This window comes from Ensifer sp. SSB1, from assembly GCF_016652895.1.
GTDB lineage: Bacteria > Pseudomonadota > Alphaproteobacteria > Rhizobiales > Rhizobiaceae > Ensifer.
Map to the genome: position 1 here is coordinate 12,217 of NZ_JAEPRP010000028.1, position 16,100 is coordinate 28,316.

The 16,100-nt window shown below is 61.6% G+C and carries 15 protein-coding genes and 1 pseudogene; 7 read left to right on the forward strand and 9 right to left on the reverse strand.

Features of this window, described 5'->3' with window-relative positions:
• The 8 genes and pseudogenes from I8N66_RS09705 to I8N66_RS09740 all read right to left on the reverse strand — a co-directional run.
• Positions 1–382, reverse strand: a pseudogene (locus tag I8N66_RS09705) (protoglobin family protein); the annotation flags it as partial.
• A gap of 690 nt (positions 383–1,072) precedes the next feature.
• The gene (locus I8N66_RS09710; RefSeq protein ID WP_291152903.1) at positions 1,073–2,461 is read right to left on the reverse strand and encodes an FGGY-family carbohydrate kinase; all 1,389 of its coding nucleotides are present in this window, start codon (positions 2,459–2,461) and stop codon (positions 1,073–1,075) included.
• Positions 2,462–2,465: 4 nt separating this feature from the next.
• Positions 2,466–2,780 carry an L-rhamnose mutarotase gene (gene rhaM, locus I8N66_RS09715; protein WP_113536453.1) on the reverse strand — a complete coding sequence of 105 codons (315 nt, stop codon included), beginning with the start codon at positions 2,778–2,780 and terminating at the stop codon, positions 2,466–2,468.
• A 7-nt stretch (positions 2,781–2,787) separates the two neighbouring features.
• The gene (locus I8N66_RS09720; protein ID WP_291152908.1) at positions 2,788–3,792 is read right to left on the reverse strand and encodes an ABC transporter permease; all 1,005 of its coding nucleotides are present in this window, start codon (positions 3,790–3,792) and stop codon (positions 2,788–2,790) included.
• Positions 3,792–4,772 (reverse strand): ABC transporter permease, encoded by a 981-nt coding sequence (locus I8N66_RS09725; RefSeq protein WP_291152911.1) that lies wholly within the window; start codon positions 4,770–4,772, stop codon positions 3,792–3,794. The genes I8N66_RS09720 and I8N66_RS09725 overlap by 1 nt, the downstream gene beginning before the upstream one ends.
• Complete coding sequence (locus I8N66_RS09730) at positions 4,769–6,265, reverse strand: sugar ABC transporter ATP-binding protein (RefSeq protein WP_291152960.1); 1,497 nt, start codon at positions 6,263–6,265, stop codon at positions 4,769–4,771. Before I8N66_RS09730 ends, I8N66_RS09725 begins: the two co-directional genes overlap by 4 nt.
• 302 nt (positions 6,266–6,567) lie before the next feature.
• The gene (gene rhaS / locus I8N66_RS09735) at positions 6,568–7,557 is read right to left on the reverse strand and encodes a rhamnose ABC transporter substrate-binding protein (RefSeq protein ID WP_113536457.1); all 990 of its coding nucleotides are present in this window, start codon (positions 7,555–7,557) and stop codon (positions 6,568–6,570) included.
• 115 nt (positions 7,558–7,672) lie between these two features.
• Positions 7,673–8,485, reverse strand: a complete 813-nt coding sequence (locus I8N66_RS09740; protein WP_113536458.1) for a DeoR/GlpR family DNA-binding transcription regulator — start codon at positions 8,483–8,485, stop codon at positions 7,673–7,675.
• Positions 8,486–8,687: 202 nt separating this feature from the next.
• Between I8N66_RS09740 and I8N66_RS09745 the strand changes: the two genes are divergently transcribed.
• The 7 genes from I8N66_RS09745 to I8N66_RS09775 all read left to right on the forward strand — a co-directional run bounded on the left by I8N66_RS09745 (position 8,688) and on the right by I8N66_RS09775 (position 15,600).
• Positions 8,688–10,787: a bifunctional rhamnulose-1-phosphate aldolase/short-chain dehydrogenase gene (locus I8N66_RS09745; RefSeq protein WP_291152916.1), complete on the forward strand. Its 2,100-nt coding sequence runs from the start codon at positions 8,688–8,690 to the stop codon at positions 10,785–10,787.
• Positions 10,788–10,801: 14 nt separating this feature from the next.
• The gene (rhaI, locus tag I8N66_RS09750; RefSeq protein WP_291152919.1) at positions 10,802–12,094 is read left to right on the forward strand and encodes an L-rhamnose catabolism isomerase; all 1,293 of its coding nucleotides are present in this window, start codon (positions 10,802–10,804) and stop codon (positions 12,092–12,094) included.
• 114 nt (positions 12,095–12,208) lie between these two features.
• The gene (locus I8N66_RS09755; protein WP_223726397.1) at positions 12,209–12,463 is read left to right on the forward strand and encodes a GlsB/YeaQ/YmgE family stress response membrane protein; all 255 of its coding nucleotides are present in this window, start codon (positions 12,209–12,211) and stop codon (positions 12,461–12,463) included.
• Positions 12,464–12,608: 145 nt separating this feature from the next.
• Positions 12,609–12,797: a hypothetical protein gene (locus I8N66_RS09760; protein ID WP_291152923.1), complete on the forward strand. Its 189-nt coding sequence runs from the start codon at positions 12,609–12,611 to the stop codon at positions 12,795–12,797.
• A gap of 88 nt (positions 12,798–12,885) precedes the next feature.
• Positions 12,886–13,347 (forward strand): YbaK/EbsC family protein, encoded by a 462-nt coding sequence (locus I8N66_RS09765; protein WP_113536462.1) that lies wholly within the window; start codon positions 12,886–12,888, stop codon positions 13,345–13,347.
• A 120-nt stretch (positions 13,348–13,467) separates the two neighbouring features.
• Positions 13,468–13,854, forward strand: a complete 387-nt coding sequence (locus I8N66_RS09770; RefSeq protein ID WP_223726395.1) for a DUF930 domain-containing protein — start codon at positions 13,468–13,470, stop codon at positions 13,852–13,854.
• 498 nt (positions 13,855–14,352) lie between these two features.
• On the forward strand, positions 14,353–15,600 hold the full coding sequence (locus I8N66_RS09775; protein ID WP_113536464.1) for a glycosyltransferase family 2 protein: 1,248 nt from the start codon (positions 14,353–14,355) through the stop codon (positions 15,598–15,600).
• Positions 15,601–15,711: 111 nt separating this feature from the next.
• Here the strand turns inward: I8N66_RS09775 and I8N66_RS09780 are convergent, their stop codons facing one another.
• Entirely contained in the window at positions 15,712–15,933 is a 222-nt protein-coding gene (locus tag I8N66_RS09780) for a hypothetical protein (RefSeq protein WP_291152929.1), read from the reverse strand.
• Positions 15,934–16,100: the final 167 nt, after the last annotated feature.

Here is a 16,100-nt window from a genome sequence, read left to right on the forward strand (position 1 = left end):
GTTGCTCGAGCACGACCGCATGGCTTGCCATCTGCCAGCGTGGATCGAGACCCATGCGGCTTGCGGTGTCGGCGAGGACCTTGACGCGTTCCGCATAGAGGCCGTCGAACCGCGCGTCGGTCAGTACGTTCCAGTGCGAGGATTGAAGGTCCTGAAGGCGGTCGATCTGGCGGTCGCTGTCGAAATGGCGAGCGGCATCGGGATAGGTCTGGAGGCGCTGGAAAAGGTCACGAAGCGCCTGGTCGATGCGGGGAGAGAGCTTCTGCCTGTGGTCGCGGACGCGGTTGCAGCTCTCCTCGTCGAGCCCGGCAAAACGCAAGCGCTCCAGCAGGCTGCCTGCCTGGCCCCTCCTTGCCTGTTCTGACGATGCTTCCTGCCTCAACGCTGATCCCCGGCTGGTGCGTGCTTTCGAATTTGCCCTGGGGAGGTTCAAGGGGAGCCACGGTCCACCGGACGTGCACACCACATCGATGAGATCAGCCCCCGCCGCTGGCGTCTGCTATCGTTCATCCCGCAAGTTAATTCGGTGAAGAATGGATACCGGACCGGAACCGGTACGGCGGGGCGGCATCATGCCTTGAGGAGACTTGTGAATTATCCCATTCCGACGTGTGGGACCATGTTTATGGTTAATTCCTTGCCTGAAGGTTAACGGTCCCTAGCCTCTAATCGGAATCACTAAAATTCGCGGGGTGTTTTCGCAGGCGATTTTTGCACCGCAACAAAACTGTAATAAAGGCCCCGGATTTCAACAGGTTCTCAATCACAAGAGTTTAGAATTGTACTTTGACTTGCGCTCGCGTATCGAAGCGAAAGTGAAGTGGGCGCTCGATGCGCGAAGAAACCTTCGCACCGGTCAAGGCGGCATCATGACGATGCGCTTACAGGAAACGAACAATGATTGTTCTTGGTATTGGCGCCGCACTTACAGCAATCCTGACGATGACGGCAGTATCGATCGTGCTCAACATCGAACACAACCGGTCGGCAAAGCGCAGTTCCGTGTTTTGATCGGGCCCACGCCCGCCTCTTACTGACACAACCGAGCATCTTGCGGCCGTGGACGGGAGTTCTACGGCTGTTTTTCTTTGCCCGCATGCAGCAGAGCGGCCTTGCGCCACGCCTTCGCGTAGCTGACAAAGCTCTCGGGTATCTCACCGTCAACCGGCTCGACCCCGGTCCTGACCCTCGATCCCTTTATGAGGCAGGCTGCGCCGAGACTCGTACCCGTAACATTGTGAGGATCGGCAAAGACCGGCCGGCCTGTGGCCGCAGCAAGCATGCGCAGATAGGCCTTGTTGACGGCAAACGGTCCCTCGACGACGACCTCGCCGCGAGCTCCGATCAGATCAAGGCAGGTGGCCGTCATCAGTGCCAGATGGAACGAAACGACAGCGAAACGCTCGGCGGGAGCGAGCGTCTGATCGTCGGCCGTCCAGACCGCCTTCGACGCCGGAAACGGACCGGATCCCTCGGGAATGGAAGGCAGTAGCATATGGCCGGCTTTCGCGACCGCCTCCGCCACATCCGACGACGCTGAAACCGCCCGCTCCCCCAAGAGAAGCTGGAAGGCACGGCCACCCATGAAACGGGCGGAGGGCACGGGATCCCCGAGCGCATTGACGTTGATGAGCGTGTCGCGATGTTCGTCGAGCGCCTTCGGCTCCGCACCGACCGCCAGCATGACGACCCAGGTGCCGGTAGAAACCACCGAAAAAGGCGAGGCCCGCGTCAGCAGATGCGGTAGCAGCGATGCGTTGGAATCATGAATGCCGCAATAGACGGGCGTCCCGGCCGCAATCCCGGTAGCAGCACAGAGTTCCGCTCGCAGAGCACCAGCGACATCGCTCGCCTTCAGCACCGGCGCGAAAAGCGGCCGCCAGCCCTGACGCTCCACCAGAGAAGAGAAAGTGCCAGCTATCGGATTCCAGAGATCGGTGTGACAGCCGAGCGACGTGAGCTCGTTGCAGAGCACGCCGGTCAGCCGGTAGGTCCAGTATTGCGCATAAGTGAGGATCGAGGCGACCCTGGCAAACTCAGCCGGGAAGGTCTTTTGCTGCCAATAGAGCTGCGCGCCGACATTGAGCCCCATCGGCAGGCGTGCCGAGCCGGTCTCCGAAAACGGCGGCCGCGCCACATCATATTCGGCGGCGAGAGTGTCGGGGCCAGCGTATTCGTAGTCCAGTACCGGAAGCGCCAAGTCGCCCGATGCATCGAGCACGACCGCGGTCGCGCCATGGGTGGTGATCGAGATTGCCTCGAAGGCGTGTTCGGCATTGAGCGCCGCAAGGCTCTCGAGCAGGAAGGCCCAGAGGCGCTCGACATCGAAATGCGGATAGGGACCGCTGGCGCGTACAGCATTTGCCGTCTTGCGCACGGCGATCTCCTCGAAACGGTCGAGATCAACGGCCGCGACCTTGGCATTGGTCTTGCCGATATCGATAACGCCAACAACCCGCATCTTATCAGTCCATATGGAAAACAGTCGTCAGCGGCACCGCCACCGGCTCGTTGTCGGCTTTGGTTTCCATGATGTCGGCCATGTAGGCCCACCATTTCTGCATGACCGGATGGGACGGCAGGTCGGCCATGCGGTGATCGCCGGTGCGCCAGAGCACGCCGAAAAGCAGGTTGGTCTCCTCGTCCAGATGGATGGAGTAGTCGGAGACGCCGGCTTCCTTCAAAAGCGCCGCCAACTCCGGCCAGATGGCGTCGTGCCGCGCCTTGTATTCGGCGGCCATGCCGGGGTTCAGCCGCATGCGGAATGCGTATTTTTCCATCAGAGCCTCAATGCGCAAGACGGCGGCGGGCACGCCGCCAGAGGATGGGGAGTGCGATCACCGAGATCAGCAGCAGGCCGATAAAGATCGACATGACGATACCGGGCACATTGAGCAGACCGAAGCCGAAGGTCACCATGCCCATGATCAGCGCCGCGAGCACGACGCCGGGGATGGTTCCGGAGCCGCCGAGAATATTGACGCCGCCGAGCACGACCATCGTCACCACTTCGAGTTCCCAGCCGAGCGCGATCGACGGGCGGGTGGAGCCGAGGCGCGAGGTCAGGCAGATCGAGGCGAGCCCGGCCATCAGCCCGGTCAGGAGAAACAGGATGAACTTGATGCGCCCAACGCGGATACCGGAGAAGAGTGCCGCCGTCTGGTTGTTGCCGATGGCATACACCGAACGGCCGAAATTGGTCTTGTGCAGCACGACGCCGTAGACCACCGCAAGGGCGACGAAGAGGGTGAACTCGAAAGAAAAGACCCACCAGACATAGCCCTGACCGAACCAGGAAAAGCTGTCGGGATAACCAGTGAAGGCCTGGTCGCCGAGGATGATGAAGGAGAGCCCGCGGAACAGGCTCATGGTGCCGATGGTGACCACGATCGATGGCAGGCCGAGGCCGGTGATCAGCAGGCCGTTGATCGCACCGCAAAGAAGCCCGACAGAGAGACCGATCACCACCAGCGCCGGCGTGTCGAAGCCAAGTTGCACGGCATAGCCCATCGCCGTCGAGGCGAGCGCGATGATCGAGGCCACCGACAGATCGATCTCGCCGGAAATGATCACCAGCGCCATGGCGAAGGCAATCATCGCCTTTTCGGTGAAGTTGAAGGTCGCGTCCGAGAGGTTCCACGGGTCGAGGAAGTAGGGCGAGGCCAGCGAGTTGCCGAGAAAGATGAGGCAGGCGACGACAAGCAGCAGGCTTTCCCAGCTCTTCAGCAGGCGCGCGCCGCGGCCTTCCAGCCGATCGGGGATATGTCGTGGGGTAAGGTGCGTCTCGGCCATCAGACAGCCTCCGCCTTTCTCAAGATGACGCGGCCCTTACGCCGCTCGGCGCGGGCGTTGACGGCAACAGCGACAATGATGACCAAGCCCGAAATCGCCAATTGGGCGAAGGGCGAGATATTGATGACCGGCAACGCGTTCTTGATCACGCCGAGGAACAGCGCACCGAGCACGGCGCCGGCCACCGTTCCGATGCCGCCGGCGATCGAGATGCCGCCGATGACGCAGGCGGCGATGATGTCAAGTTCGAAGCCGGCTGCGATATCGACATAGGCAACCGCGTAGCGCGATACCCAGAGGTAGCCGGAAAGCCCGGCGAGCGCACCGGAAAGACAATAGGCCGAGAAGCGGGTGCGGCCGACATCGATCCCGGTATAGACGGCCGCATGCGGATTGCCGCCTACGGCGTAGAAGGCGCGCCCGAGCGCCGTCCGGCTCATCAGCAGGAAGACAAGTCCGATCATGACAAGCGAGAGCCAGGAAAGAACCGGAAAGCCGATGAGCTCGGCACGCGGCAGCGCCTTGAACGCATCACTCATCTGGTGCGCGTTGATCCACTTGCCGCCGCTCAAAAGGAAGATCAGACCGCGATAGATGGTCAGGGTGCCGAGCGTGACGACGATCGGCGGAATATCGAGTTTCCACACGAGCGCGCCGTTGATCATGCCGAGCAGCGTGCCGAGCGCCATGGCGGCGAGGATGACCAGCGGGATCGGAAGGCCCGGAAAGGCGGCGTTCAGCATCGCCGCCACCATGCCCGAGAGCGCCAGGTTGGCGGCCATCGAGAGATCGATGCATCGCGTCAGGATCACCGCCATCTGGCCAAGGGCCAGAATGATCAGGATCGAGGTGTCGTTATAGACGCGTGCCAGATTTGCCGGTGCGACAAAGGGCGGGAAGCGCCAGGTGATCAGCGCGAGCAGCACGGCGATCGCGCCGACGAGCAGCAATTCGCGATTTCTAAGAAACTTCGCCATCACGCGGCCTCCTGGATGCCGGCGGCGGCACGCACCAGCTTTTCCGCCGTCAGATCGGCGCGCTCGAAACGACCGGCGATCCGTCCTTCTCGCATCACGATGACACGGTCGGACATGCCCATGATCTCGGGGATTTCCGAGGAGACCATGATGACGCTGAGGCCTTGCGCCGCCAGTTCGCTCATGAAGGCGTGCACTGCAGCCTTCGAGCCGATGTCGATGCCCTTGGTCGGTTCGTCGAGGATGATCACCTTCGGCCGGGTCGCCAGCCACTTGGCGATGACGACCTTCTGCTGGTTGCCGCCCGAGAGCGTGCCGACATCCTGATCGAGTGAGGCGGCGCGCAGATCGAGACGCGAGGTATATTCGCGGGCGAGCGCGAACTCGTTGGCAAGTTTCAGGAAGCCCGAGCGCGAGGTGCGCGACAGCGACGGCAAGGTGACGTTCTGGAAGATCGGCAGGCCGATGATCGCGCCCTGCCGGCCGCGCTCTTCCGGCACATAGACGATACCTGACCGGATCGCCTCGGAAGGGCTGCGGATGACCAGCACTTCGCCATCGAGCCGGACCGCACCGGCCGATGGGCGGGTGATGCCGATCAGCGACTGCATGAACTCCGATCGGCCGGCGCCGACAAGGCCGTAGAAGCCGAGAATCTCGCCGCGGCGAAGCTCGAAGTTGATGTCTTCGAATTCGGTCGGGTGGCGGTAGCCGGAAACGGTCAGCACCGGTTCGCCGATCGCGACGTCCTTCTTCGGATAGACCGATCCGACGGCGCGACCGACCATGAGGCGCACCAGTTCGTCCTGGCTGACATCGGCAATCAGCCCCTCGTCCACCATCGTTCCATCGCGGAAGACCGTGTAGCGATCGGCGATGCGGAAGATCTCATCGAACTTGTGGCTGATGAAGAGGATCGCCTTGCCGTCGGCCTTCAGCCGCTCGACGAGGGCATAGAGCTCATTGATTTCCTTGTGCGACAGCGCTGCCGTCGGCTCGTCCATGATGACCACCTGGGCATCAACGGATAGCGCCCGGGCGATCGCGACGAGATGCTTCTTGGCAATACCGAGATCGCGCAGTCGGATCGTCGGATCAAAATCGGCACCGGCGCGCGCGAGCAGGGCGCGTGCATCGGCATTAAGCTTCTTCCAGTCGATCAGCCCGACCCGCTTGCGCGGGGCACGGCCGAGGAAGATGTTCTCGGCGACCGAGAGTTCGTCGAAAAGTACGGTTTCCTGGTGGATCGCCGTGACGCCGGCACGCGCCGCCGCGAGCGCTGTCGGAAAGTGTACCTCCCGATCGGCAACGGAGATGGTGCCATGGTCCGGCTGGTAGATGCCGGTCAGGATCTTCACCAGCGTCGATTTTCCGGCGCCGTTTTCGCCGATCAGCGCGGTCACAGATCCCGGATAGAGCGACAGCGAGACGTCGGAGAGCGCCTTCACGCCGGGGAAGGACTTCGAGATCCCCTCGAGCGCAATGGCGGGCTTCATCCGCGATGTGAGCGTATCCTGCAGCAAGAGACAGTCCACCAGTTCAGTGTTTCGATGACGCAAAGTCGTTCGGGACTCGTATGCCCGCATTGGGCTGCGCGAGGTTGCCCCTTACCCTAACCCTCTCCCCGCGGGCGGGGAGAGGGAACGAGTATGCCGCGCTCCTCCCCCTCGTCAGGACGAAGGCAAACCATTGCCGGTTGTCCCTTCTCCCCGTAAGCGGGGAGAAGGTGCCGGCAGGCGGATGAAGGGCAGCCTCCCCGCGGGGATGAGGGCCGACATCGGCCAGGCGGTTCACCCGATCAGAAGATCTTGGCGAATTCCTCGACGTTCTTGGCATCGTAGACGAACGGATCAGCCATCGCACCTTCGTTGTTGTCGTCGAGCTTGACGGCGCCCATGCGGCCCATCTTCAGTTCCGCGCCCGGCTTGGCTTCGGCACCGTTGATCAGGTCATAGGCGATCATCGTTGCGGAGTAGCCGAGGTCGATCGGGTTCCAGATCGCGAAGGACTTGGAGGCGCCCGACTTCACGTGACCGGCCATTTCCGAGGGAAGGCCGAGACCGGTGACGTTGATCTGGCCGATCTTGCCGGCGTCGGTGACGGCCTGGGCAGCTGCGACGATGCCGACCGAGGTGGGTGCAATGATCGCCTTCAGGTTCGGATAGGACTGAATGAGGCCCTGCGTTTCGCGGTAGGACTTGTCGGCAAGGTCGTCACCGTAAACGGTCGCGACGACATTGATGCCCTTGTAGTTGCCCTGCACCTTTTTCATTTCCTCGATCCAGACATTCTGGTTGGTCGAGGTTGCCGTTGCCGAAAGCACGGCGACGTCGCCGCCTTCGGGAAGGTTGTCGGCGGCGAGCTTTATGATCATGTTGCCGATCAGCGGGCTCGACGACGGGTTCAGGTGCATCAGGCGGCCGTCCTTGGCGACGCCGGAATCCCAGGAAATGACCTTGATGCCGCGATCCATCGCCTTCTTCAGCGCCGGAACGAGAGCGTCGGTATCGTTGGCGGAGACCGCGATCGCGTCGACCTTCTGCGCGATCAGCGAGTTGATCACCTCGATCTGGCCTTCGGCGGTCGTCGTCGTCGGGCCGGTGTAGATCACCTCGACGTCGCCCAGTTCCTTGGCGGCTTCCTGCGCGCCCTTGTTGGCGGCTTCGAAGAAGCCGATGCCGAGCGCCTTGACGACGAGCGCGATCTTCTTGTTTTCCGCATGCGCGGCATTGGCCATCAGCGCCAGCGATACGGCGGCCGTTACCATCAGTGACTTCAGGATCTTCATGCTCATTTCCTCCCATTGTCCGGTGCGCGAAAATCGCATCCGGCGCGAATTCCTCCGTTCGGCGACGACCCGGCCGTTTCGGCCGTGACCGCCACCTTCCCCTCCCTCCTCCGCCTCAGGCGGACGAGGACATGTTCTCTGCGTCCGTGCCGGCTCTGCCGCTGGCAACGACCAGCCTCACACCGGCATTTTCGAGCATCGCGGCATGCCTGTCCTCGATGCCCGAATCCGTGATCACCGTGGCGATCCGCTTCAATCCGCACAGGATCAGGCTGGAGCGCTTGTGAAATTTCGATGAGTCGACCAGCACGACGAGTTCGTCCGCCTGGTCGATCAGCTTTTGCTCCGCCTGGATCAGCAGCGGGTCGGCCTCCATCAGGCCGAGCGGTCCCAATCCTTGCGCCCCCATGAACATGCGGCGCGCATAGAAATTGCGCGTCACGTCATTGTCGAAGGGGCTGAGGATGATGTTCTGCTCGCGGTAGATCGTGCCGCCCGACAGCATCACCGTATTCTTCGAATGCTTCAGCAGATGCTCGGCGATCGGGAAGGAGTTGGTGAAGACCTGCATCCGGCGATTGCTGAGGAAATGCACCATCTGAAAGGTGGTGGTGCCGCCATTGATGATGATCGGCTCGCCATCTTCGCAAAGCGCCACCGCCTCCTTGGCGATCGCCTGCTTTTCGCGGGCGTGCAGACCTTCGTTGACCTTGAACGGCCGACCGGCAAGCCCGACGAACTGCGGCGGGTTGATCGCTTCCGCACCGCCGCGCACCCGGCGCAGCTTCTTCTGCACGTGGAGGGCTGCAATATCACGCCGGATCGTCGCCTCGGAACTGTCGGTCAGATCGACCAGTTCCTGGACGGTGACGACGGGTTTTTCCTGAACCGCCGACAGAATGATCCGGTGTCTTTCTTTCTCGTGCATGCGCTCCTCCGATGCTTTTCATGCTTCCATCACGATCGACCATTGTCAATCACAATCAATCATATTTTTTCATTGTGCAGCGCAATATGCGCGAACTTGATCGTTTTTGATTGACTTTAACACTCAAGTCCTGTGATCTGATGCCAACCACATCTCTGCGCGGTCGCCAAGCCGCGCGGCATCTGACCGGGAGGAATTCGAGATGCTTGACAAGCAGCAGGGCGCACGACTTGCAAACCTTTGGGACGAGGCAAAGGCTGCCGGCATGAGCGAATCCGGGCGCCTGCTCTATCGCTCGAACCTGCTCGGCTCCGACAAGCGCATCACCAACTACGGCGGCGGCAATACCTCGGCCAAGGTGATGGAGAAGGATCCGCTCGGTGGCGGCACGGTTGAGGTTCTCTGGGTCAAGGGCTCCGGCGGTGATGTCGGAACGATCAAGCTCGACGGCTTTGCCACGCTCTATATGGACAAGCTCAACGCGCTGAAGTCGATTTACCGCGGAGTCGCGTTCGAAGACGAGATGGTCGGCTACCTGCCGCATTGCACCTTCAATCTCAATCCGCGCGCCGCATCCATCGACACGCCTTTGCATGCCTATGTGCCGAAGAAGCACGTCGACCACATGCATCCCGATGCGATCATCGCGATTGCCGCGTCAAAGAACAGTCGCGAACTGACAGCGAAGATCTTCGGCGACGACATCGGCTGGCTGCCGTGGAAGCGTCCGGGCTATGAGCTCGGCCTGTGGCTTGAAAAATTCTGCCTGGAAAATCCCCGGGCGCGCGGTGTCGTGCTCGAAAGCCACGGCCTCTTCACCTGGGGCGATACGGCGAAAGAGGCCTACGAGACGACGATCGAGATCATCAACAAGGCGATCGCCTGGTTCGAGGCTGAGAACACCAAGCCTGCCTTCGGTGGGGCAGTCACTGCGACGCTTGATGCTGCCGCGCGTGCCGACGTCGCTCGCAAGCTGATGCCCGTCATCCGCGGCCTGATCAGCGCAGACGAGCGCAAGGTCGGTCATTTCGACGACAGCCAGGCTGTGCTTGATTTTGTCACCGCCCGTGACCTGAAGCCGCTCGCAGCACTCGGCACCAGCTGCCCCGACCATTTCCTGCGCACCAAGATCTGCCCGCTGGTGGTCGATTTCGACCCGGCCAGTCCCGATGTCGACAAGACGCTGACAGCACTGCCCGAGGCGATTGCCGCCTATCGCGCCGACTATGCGGCCTACTATGAGCGCTGCAAGCACGAAGACAGCCCCGCCATGCGCGATCCGAATGCAGTGGTCTATCTAGTGCCCGGCGTCGGCATGATCACCTTTGCCAAGGACAAGGCGACCGCCCGCATCTCTGGCGAATTCTATGTCAACGCCATAAACGTCATGCGCGGTGCCTCCGGGGTCTCCACCTATGTCGGCCTACCGGAGCAGGAAGCCTTCGACATCGAATACTGGCTGCTTGAGGAAGCAAAGCTCCAGCGCATGCCGAAACCGAAGAGCCTGGCCGGCCGTATCGCGCTCGTCACCGGCGGCGCCGGCGGCATCGGCAAGGCGACGGCCAACCGGCTGATGCAGGAAGGCGCCTGCGTGGTGCTCGCCGATATCGACGAACCCGCACTGAGCGCCGCTGCGAGCGAGCTTTCCGCGCGCTACGGCAAGGATTTCGTCCGCTCTGTCAGCATGAACGTCACCAGCGAAGCGGCGGTCGAAGGCGGTTTCGCCGACGCGCTGCTTGCCTTCGGCGGTCTCGACATTCTCGTCTCCAACGCCGGCCTCGCCTCGTCTGCCGCGATCGAAGACACGACGCTGGCGCTCTGGACCAAGAACATCGACATTCTGACGACCGGCTATTTCCTTGTCTCGCGTGAGGCCTTCCGCATCTTCCGCCAGCAAAAGGCCGGCGGCAACGTCGTGTTCGTCGCTTCCAAGAACGGCCTTGCCGCCTCCCCCGGCGCGTCGGCCTATTGCACCGCCAAGGCCGCCGAGATCCATCTCGCCCGCTGCCTGGCGCTTGAAGGTGCAAGCGCACAGATCCGCGTCAACGTCGTCAATCCGGACGCGGTTCTGCGCGGCTCGAAGATCTGGACCGGCGAATGGAAGGAGCAGCGTGCCGCCGCCTACAAGATGGATGTCGACGACCTGGAGGCGCATTATCGCGAGCGCTCGATGCTGAAGCTCAGTGTCTTCCCCGAGGATATCGCCGAGGCGATCTACTTCCTTTCCTCCGACATGTCGGCGAAATCGACTGGCAACATCATCAATGTCGACGCGGGCAACGCCCAGTCCTTCACCCGCTGATCGAGGAGAGTTTCATGACGACCACCATGATCAGCCAGGCAACGGTCGAGGCCGAGAACGAAAGCCGGCTCACTGCACTTCGCCGGGATTATGAAAGCCTCGGCGAGCGGCTCGACCGCCGTGGTATCTCGATCGACGCGATCAAGCGCAAGGTCGCCGCCTATGGCGTCGCCGTCCCCTCCTGGGGTGTGGGCACCGGCGGTACGCGCTTTGCCCGCTTCCCCGGCAAGGGCGAGCCACGCAACATTTTCGACAAGCTCGAAGATTGCGCCGTCATCCAGCAGTTGACCCGGGCGACCCCGACCGTCTCGCTGCACATCCCCTGGGACAAGGTGAACGACATTTCCGAACTGAGAGCGAAGGGCACGTCGCTCGGTCTCGGCTTCGACGCGATGAACTCCAACACCTTCTCCGACGCGCCCGGCCAGCTGCACTCCTACAAGTTCGGCTCGCTGTCGCACGCCGACGCCGCCACGCGCCGCCAGGCGGTGGAACACAATCTCGAATGCATCGAGATTGGGCGGCAACTCGGCTCCAAGGCGCTGACGGTCTGGGTCGGCGACGGCTCCAACTTCCCCGGCCAGAGCAACTTCACCCGCGCCTTCGAGCGTTATCTCGACGCGATGAAGTCGGTCTATGCAGCGCTGCCGGAGGATTGGCGAGTCTTCACCGAACACAAGATGTTCGAGCCTGCCTTCTATTCGACCGTGGTGCAGGACTGGGGCAGCAACTATCTGATCGCCCAGGAACTCGGACCCAAGGCCTTCTGCCTGGTCGACCTTGGCCACCATGCGCCGAACGTCAATATCGAGATGATCGTCGCCCGCCTCATCCAGTTCGGCAAGCTCGGCGGCTTCCACTTCAACGATTCGAAATACGGCGATGACGATCTCGACACCGGCGCAATCGACCCCTACCGCCTGTTTCTCGTATTCAACGAACTGGTGGATGCGGAAGCGCGCGCCAAAGGCTTTGAGCCGGCGCATATGCTCGACCAGAGCCACAACGTCACCGACCCGATCGAAAGCCTGATGACGAGCGCCACCGAGGTCTGCCGCGCCTATGCCCAGGCGCTGATCGTCGATCGCAAGGCGCTTGAAACCTGGCAGGACGACAATGACGCCCTGATGGCGAGCGAGACGCTGAAGACTGCCTTCCGCACCGACGTCGAGCCGATCCTTGCCATGGCGCGGCTTGAAAGCGGCGGGGCGGTCGCGCCTGTCGCGACCTATCGCAAGAGCGGTTACCGTGCGAAAGTCGCGGCTGAACGCCCTGCCGTTGCCGGTGGCGGAGGCGGTATCGTCTGACTTTCATCAAGCGCGACGGTTCAAAAAAATCGTCGCGCGATGAAATTGCCCCCTATCTGATTTCAATTCCTGATCTATCTTTCCCTTGTAGGTCCAACGGAAAGGGAACCGTTCATGGGTATCGAAAGCATTCTCGTCTTCCTGATTGTCGGCGCGATCGCCGGCTGGCTTGCCGGCCTCATCGTCAAAGGCTTCGGCTTTGGCCTGATCGGCAACATGGTGGTCGGCATCATCGGCGCCTTCATCGCCGGCTTCCTCTTCCCGGCGATCGGCATCAGCCTCGGGACGGGCATCCTCTCGGCGATCCTGCACGCGACGATCGGCGCCGTTATCCTGCTGGTGCTGATCCGCATCGTCAAACAGGCCTGATCCCACACTATCCGGCAGCAGCAACCCTTCGCGCCTGGGAGCCCCCCGGGTCGCTCTATCTGGACGCGCGAAGGGTGCTGTAGCACTCTGATTTGCTGGCCGGGTCGTCAGCCGGAAAATCTTACATTGCCAGACGGAGGCGAGCATGAACGCGCTTTACACCGACAAGATCGAAACGGCGCTCAAGCATTTCATCGCGGATCATCCGGGCCTGCAGACACGAGACCAGGCGATCATCGCAATCCTCGAGAGCTGGTTCACCAGCCACGGCTACCTGCCACCGCAGCAGGAAGGTCTGCGCCCGGAAGACCTTGACGCCTCCAACGACGACTGAGAGATTTGCGCGCCCGGCACACAAGATCATAGCGCTCTTCGCGCCGCGGCTGACCGCCATTGCCTTTTAATAACGTGAACTGTTCGCCATGAGCCTGACCTCCGTCAAACACTTCTTTTCCGAGCATGCCCCCGACATCGACGTCATCGAGCTACAACAAAGCACCGCCACCGTTGCCCTTGCGGCCGAGGGCCATGGCGTCGAGCCGGCCCAGATCGCCAAGACGCTGGCGCTTCGCGTCGGCGACGACGTGATTCTGATCGTCACCCGTGGTGACGCCCGCCTGGACAACAAGAAGTACAAGGCCCGCTTCGGCACCAAGGCGCGTATGCTCGGCTTCGACGAAGTCGAAGCCGAGACCGGCCACCCGGTCGGCGGCGTCTGCCCCTTCGGCCTTGCCAAGCCGCACAGCATCTACTGCGACCTGTCGCTGAAGGCCTACGACATCGTCGTGCCGGCCGCCGGCGCCACCAATGCGGCCGTGCACATAAGTCCCGCCCGCATCGCCGAACTGACCGGGGCAGAGTGGATCGACGTATCGGAAACGTAGTTCGGCGTTTCGCAAGCGCGGCTTGCCTTGGAATGGCCACAAAGCTTAACTGAAACCGCAGACGCGCACCGGTAGTGATTTGCCGGTTCGGTTCTTTGCATGATCAGGAGTCCGTCAAGCATGAAGCTACTCGCGTACCCGCTCATCTTCGCTGCCACATTTTCCCCGGCGCTGGCGATGGATCAGTCTCTGGTACGCCAGTTCGAAAAGCTTGACCCGCAGACCCGCCTGGAACAGCGCTGCGACACCGAGGCGATGGAGCGCATCAATGCCGACAAGTCGACCTTCAAGCCGGACAAGGTAATCGCCTACACCTTCGCCGAACCGGTGGTGAAGGAAGACAAGATGAAGGCGCCGGGCGCTGTGTTCCGCAGCAAGGGTGAATGGTACAAGCTGAAGTTCAAGTGCCGCACCGATACGGAGCACCTGGATGTCCTGTCCTTCGAATACAAGATCGGCGAGCTTGTGCCGCACGAGAGCTGGGACGAATTCTACCTCTATCCCTGAGTGGTGCGTCGCCCGAAGTCGCCGCTAGAGGACAGCCAGCAGAAACAGCAGCGAGCCGAGCGACAACGCAGCCATGATGCTCATCAGCATCTTCATCATGTGAGCTGCCATATCGTACATCCTTGTCTCTGCTCCCTTAGGAATGAACGAATGCGTCTGCTTTTTGGGCGGAAAGCTCGATAAGCGCCGGGTTCGAGCGCTATTGTTACAACCATCGAGATTGCGCCAGCATGGTTAACAATTCGCTAACGAAGGCCGCAATCGCGGCCGCCTGAACCGCCTCCATTCAAGACAAGGCTCAGGCAAGATCGAAGCGGAATAAGGGAGCCCTAGGAATGGCCCCCCCGACGCGCTGCCCATTGCGCCCGGAGGCGCCTGGTCCCTGCCCTGCCGTTGCATCGCCAGCTACCGCTGTTCTCGTGCCGGCGTGCAAGCAACGGAGACGCGACCGGCGGCTTGGCCGAGGGCTCGATGTCGCACATGACTGAGGAGAGGCGAGTGAGCCAGGTCAAGCTGAGCATCTGCATTCCCACCTATAACCGCGCGCCCTTTCTCGAAAAGGCGCTCGGCTACTTCGTCGAACTCTACCAGTTCTCCTTCAAGTACGAGATCATCATCTCCGACAACGCCTCGACCGATGGCACCCGGGAGATCGTCGATCGTTTTGTCGCCAAGGGGCTGCCGATCCGCTATTTCCGTCAGTCGGAGAATTTCGGCGCGATTCCCAACGTCATCAGTGCCGTCAGCCGCGCGGTCGGCGAGTACACGCTCTACCTCGCCGACGACGACGTGCTCATCAACGATGGCCTGCGCGAGGCAATCCGGTATCTGGACCTCAATCCGGAAGTGACCGCCTGTTTTGCGCCCTGGTACACCCATGACGAGGTCGACGGCCGTGACAACGCGCCGTTCTTCTCGGTCGACAAGGACACGAAGTTCAAGAAGAGGGAATTCGAGCCGGTGTTCGACTTTCTCGTTGACCGACATGTCTTTCCCGAGATCGGCATCTACCGGACCTCGGCCCTGCGCTCCGCTTGGGCGCCTCGGCACTTCGCCTATTGGGCCTTCTCCTATCTCGCACATTTTCTCGAACTCGGTGCCGTCACCTTCCTGAAGAAGCCTTTCTACCGCCAGGTGATACGCTCCAAGATCGTCCGCGATCGGCCGCAGGCCGGCCACGCCGAAACGCTGACCGGGTGGGATACGTATCGCGGCGGTCTCGAGTACTTCATCTATAGCGGCGCCAAACGCGGTGCTGTGAAGCTGACCGCCGATCGCCGTGCCTATTTCGATGCGCAGATCAGGGACTTCACCATGGTCCGCATGAGCGTCGCCTTGCGCATGTGGGTGCTGAAGAAAGACTATGTTCGCGCCTATGAGCTCTATACGCGGCTGATGCTGGGCGGCTTCGAGCACCATCCCGACGTTCAGCAGGCAAGGGCGGCGCTGCCCCTCATGGTCGCGCTCCAGACCGTCACGTGGCACACGAACGCGATCGCAGAAGTCGATCGGCTTGTCCTTCACGGCGTGGACGACCACGGCGCGATCGAGGCGCTGCTGCGTGAGCTGGGACTGCGCTCCGAAATCGCCGTCGTGCCGCCAACGACACAATTGACGGCGGACGAGATGGCCCGCACCGCCGTGTTCATCACCTCCGATAGCGACCGCAAGCATTATCTGCGCGAAGGCTATCCGCCGAACATGGTGGTCAGTGAAGGCGATATTCTCAGCCATGTTCTGATCTGAACGAAAGGGCGCCACCGCGCCCTTTCCTGTTTTCCAGGTGCCACCGTCTGAGAGGTGAAGCCGTGGCCGCGCGCCAACGGCATTTTTTTTTCGGCCTCACACCTGCCCTTCCTACTTGCGTATGATGCCCTTGTAGTAGGAGCCGTTTCTCGGCGGCGGTCGGTTTACGGTCTTTCCGGGCGGATTGTACTTCTCGCTCCGGTGGCCTTCGTTGACCGGCGTTGGTGACACGCCCTTGTAGTAGCTGCCGCCTGCGAAGGCAGGAGCGGCTGCGCCCGCGGCGATCGTGGCCGCGACGAAAGTTGCTAAAGAAAGCCTGGCAAATTTACGCATTTCTAATCCTCGGTTGACCCTGCCACGACCCTGTTTTTGTTGTGGTTTCGTGGCATCGATTACGCGACGAAACGTTCGTCGCTCAGGTCCTCCCGGGCGCCAGAATAGGCAGAAGCTGCGACGGACATGTAACGCAGGTAACAGCCGCCGATCCCCGCTTTCGATAG

Coding starts and splice junctions, on each gene's coding strand:
- I8N66_RS09765 (WP_113536462.1), top strand. CDS start 12,886: ATGAGCCTGACCTCCGTCAAACACTTCTTTTCCGAGCATGCCCCCGAC.
- I8N66_RS09770 (WP_223726395.1), top strand. CDS start 13,468: ATGAAGCTACTCGCGTACCCGCTCATCTTCGCTGCCACATTTTCCCCG.
- I8N66_RS09740 (WP_113536458.1), bottom strand. CDS start 8,485: ATGCACGAGAAAGAAAGACACCGGATCATTCTGTCGGCGGTTCAGGAA.
- rhaS (WP_113536457.1), bottom strand. CDS start 7,557: ATGAAGATCCTGAAGTCACTGATGGTAACGGCCGCCGTATCGCTGGCG.
- I8N66_RS09760 (WP_291152923.1), top strand. CDS start 12,609: ATGAACGCGCTTTACACCGACAAGATCGAAACGGCGCTCAAGCATTTC.
- I8N66_RS09755 (WP_223726397.1), top strand. CDS start 12,209: ATGGGTATCGAAAGCATTCTCGTCTTCCTGATTGTCGGCGCGATCGCC.
- I8N66_RS09720 (WP_291152908.1), bottom strand. CDS start 3,792: ATGGCCGAGACGCACCTTACCCCACGACATATCCCCGATCGGCTGGAA.
- I8N66_RS09710 (WP_291152903.1), bottom strand. CDS start 2,461: ATGCGGGTTGTTGGCGTTATCGATATCGGCAAGACCAATGCCAAGGTC.
- I8N66_RS09780 (WP_291152929.1), bottom strand. CDS start 15,933: ATGCGTAAATTTGCCAGGCTTTCTTTAGCAACTTTCGTCGCGGCCACG.
- I8N66_RS09730 (WP_291152960.1), bottom strand. CDS start 6,265: ATGAAGCCCGCCATTGCGCTCGAGGGGATCTCGAAGTCCTTCCCCGGC.
- rhaI (WP_291152919.1), top strand. CDS start 10,802: ATGACGACCACCATGATCAGCCAGGCAACGGTCGAGGCCGAGAACGAA.
- rhaM (WP_113536453.1), bottom strand. CDS start 2,780: ATGGAAAAATACGCATTCCGCATGCGGCTGAACCCCGGCATGGCCGCC.
- I8N66_RS09745 (WP_291152916.1), top strand. CDS start 8,688: ATGCTTGACAAGCAGCAGGGCGCACGACTTGCAAACCTTTGGGACGAG.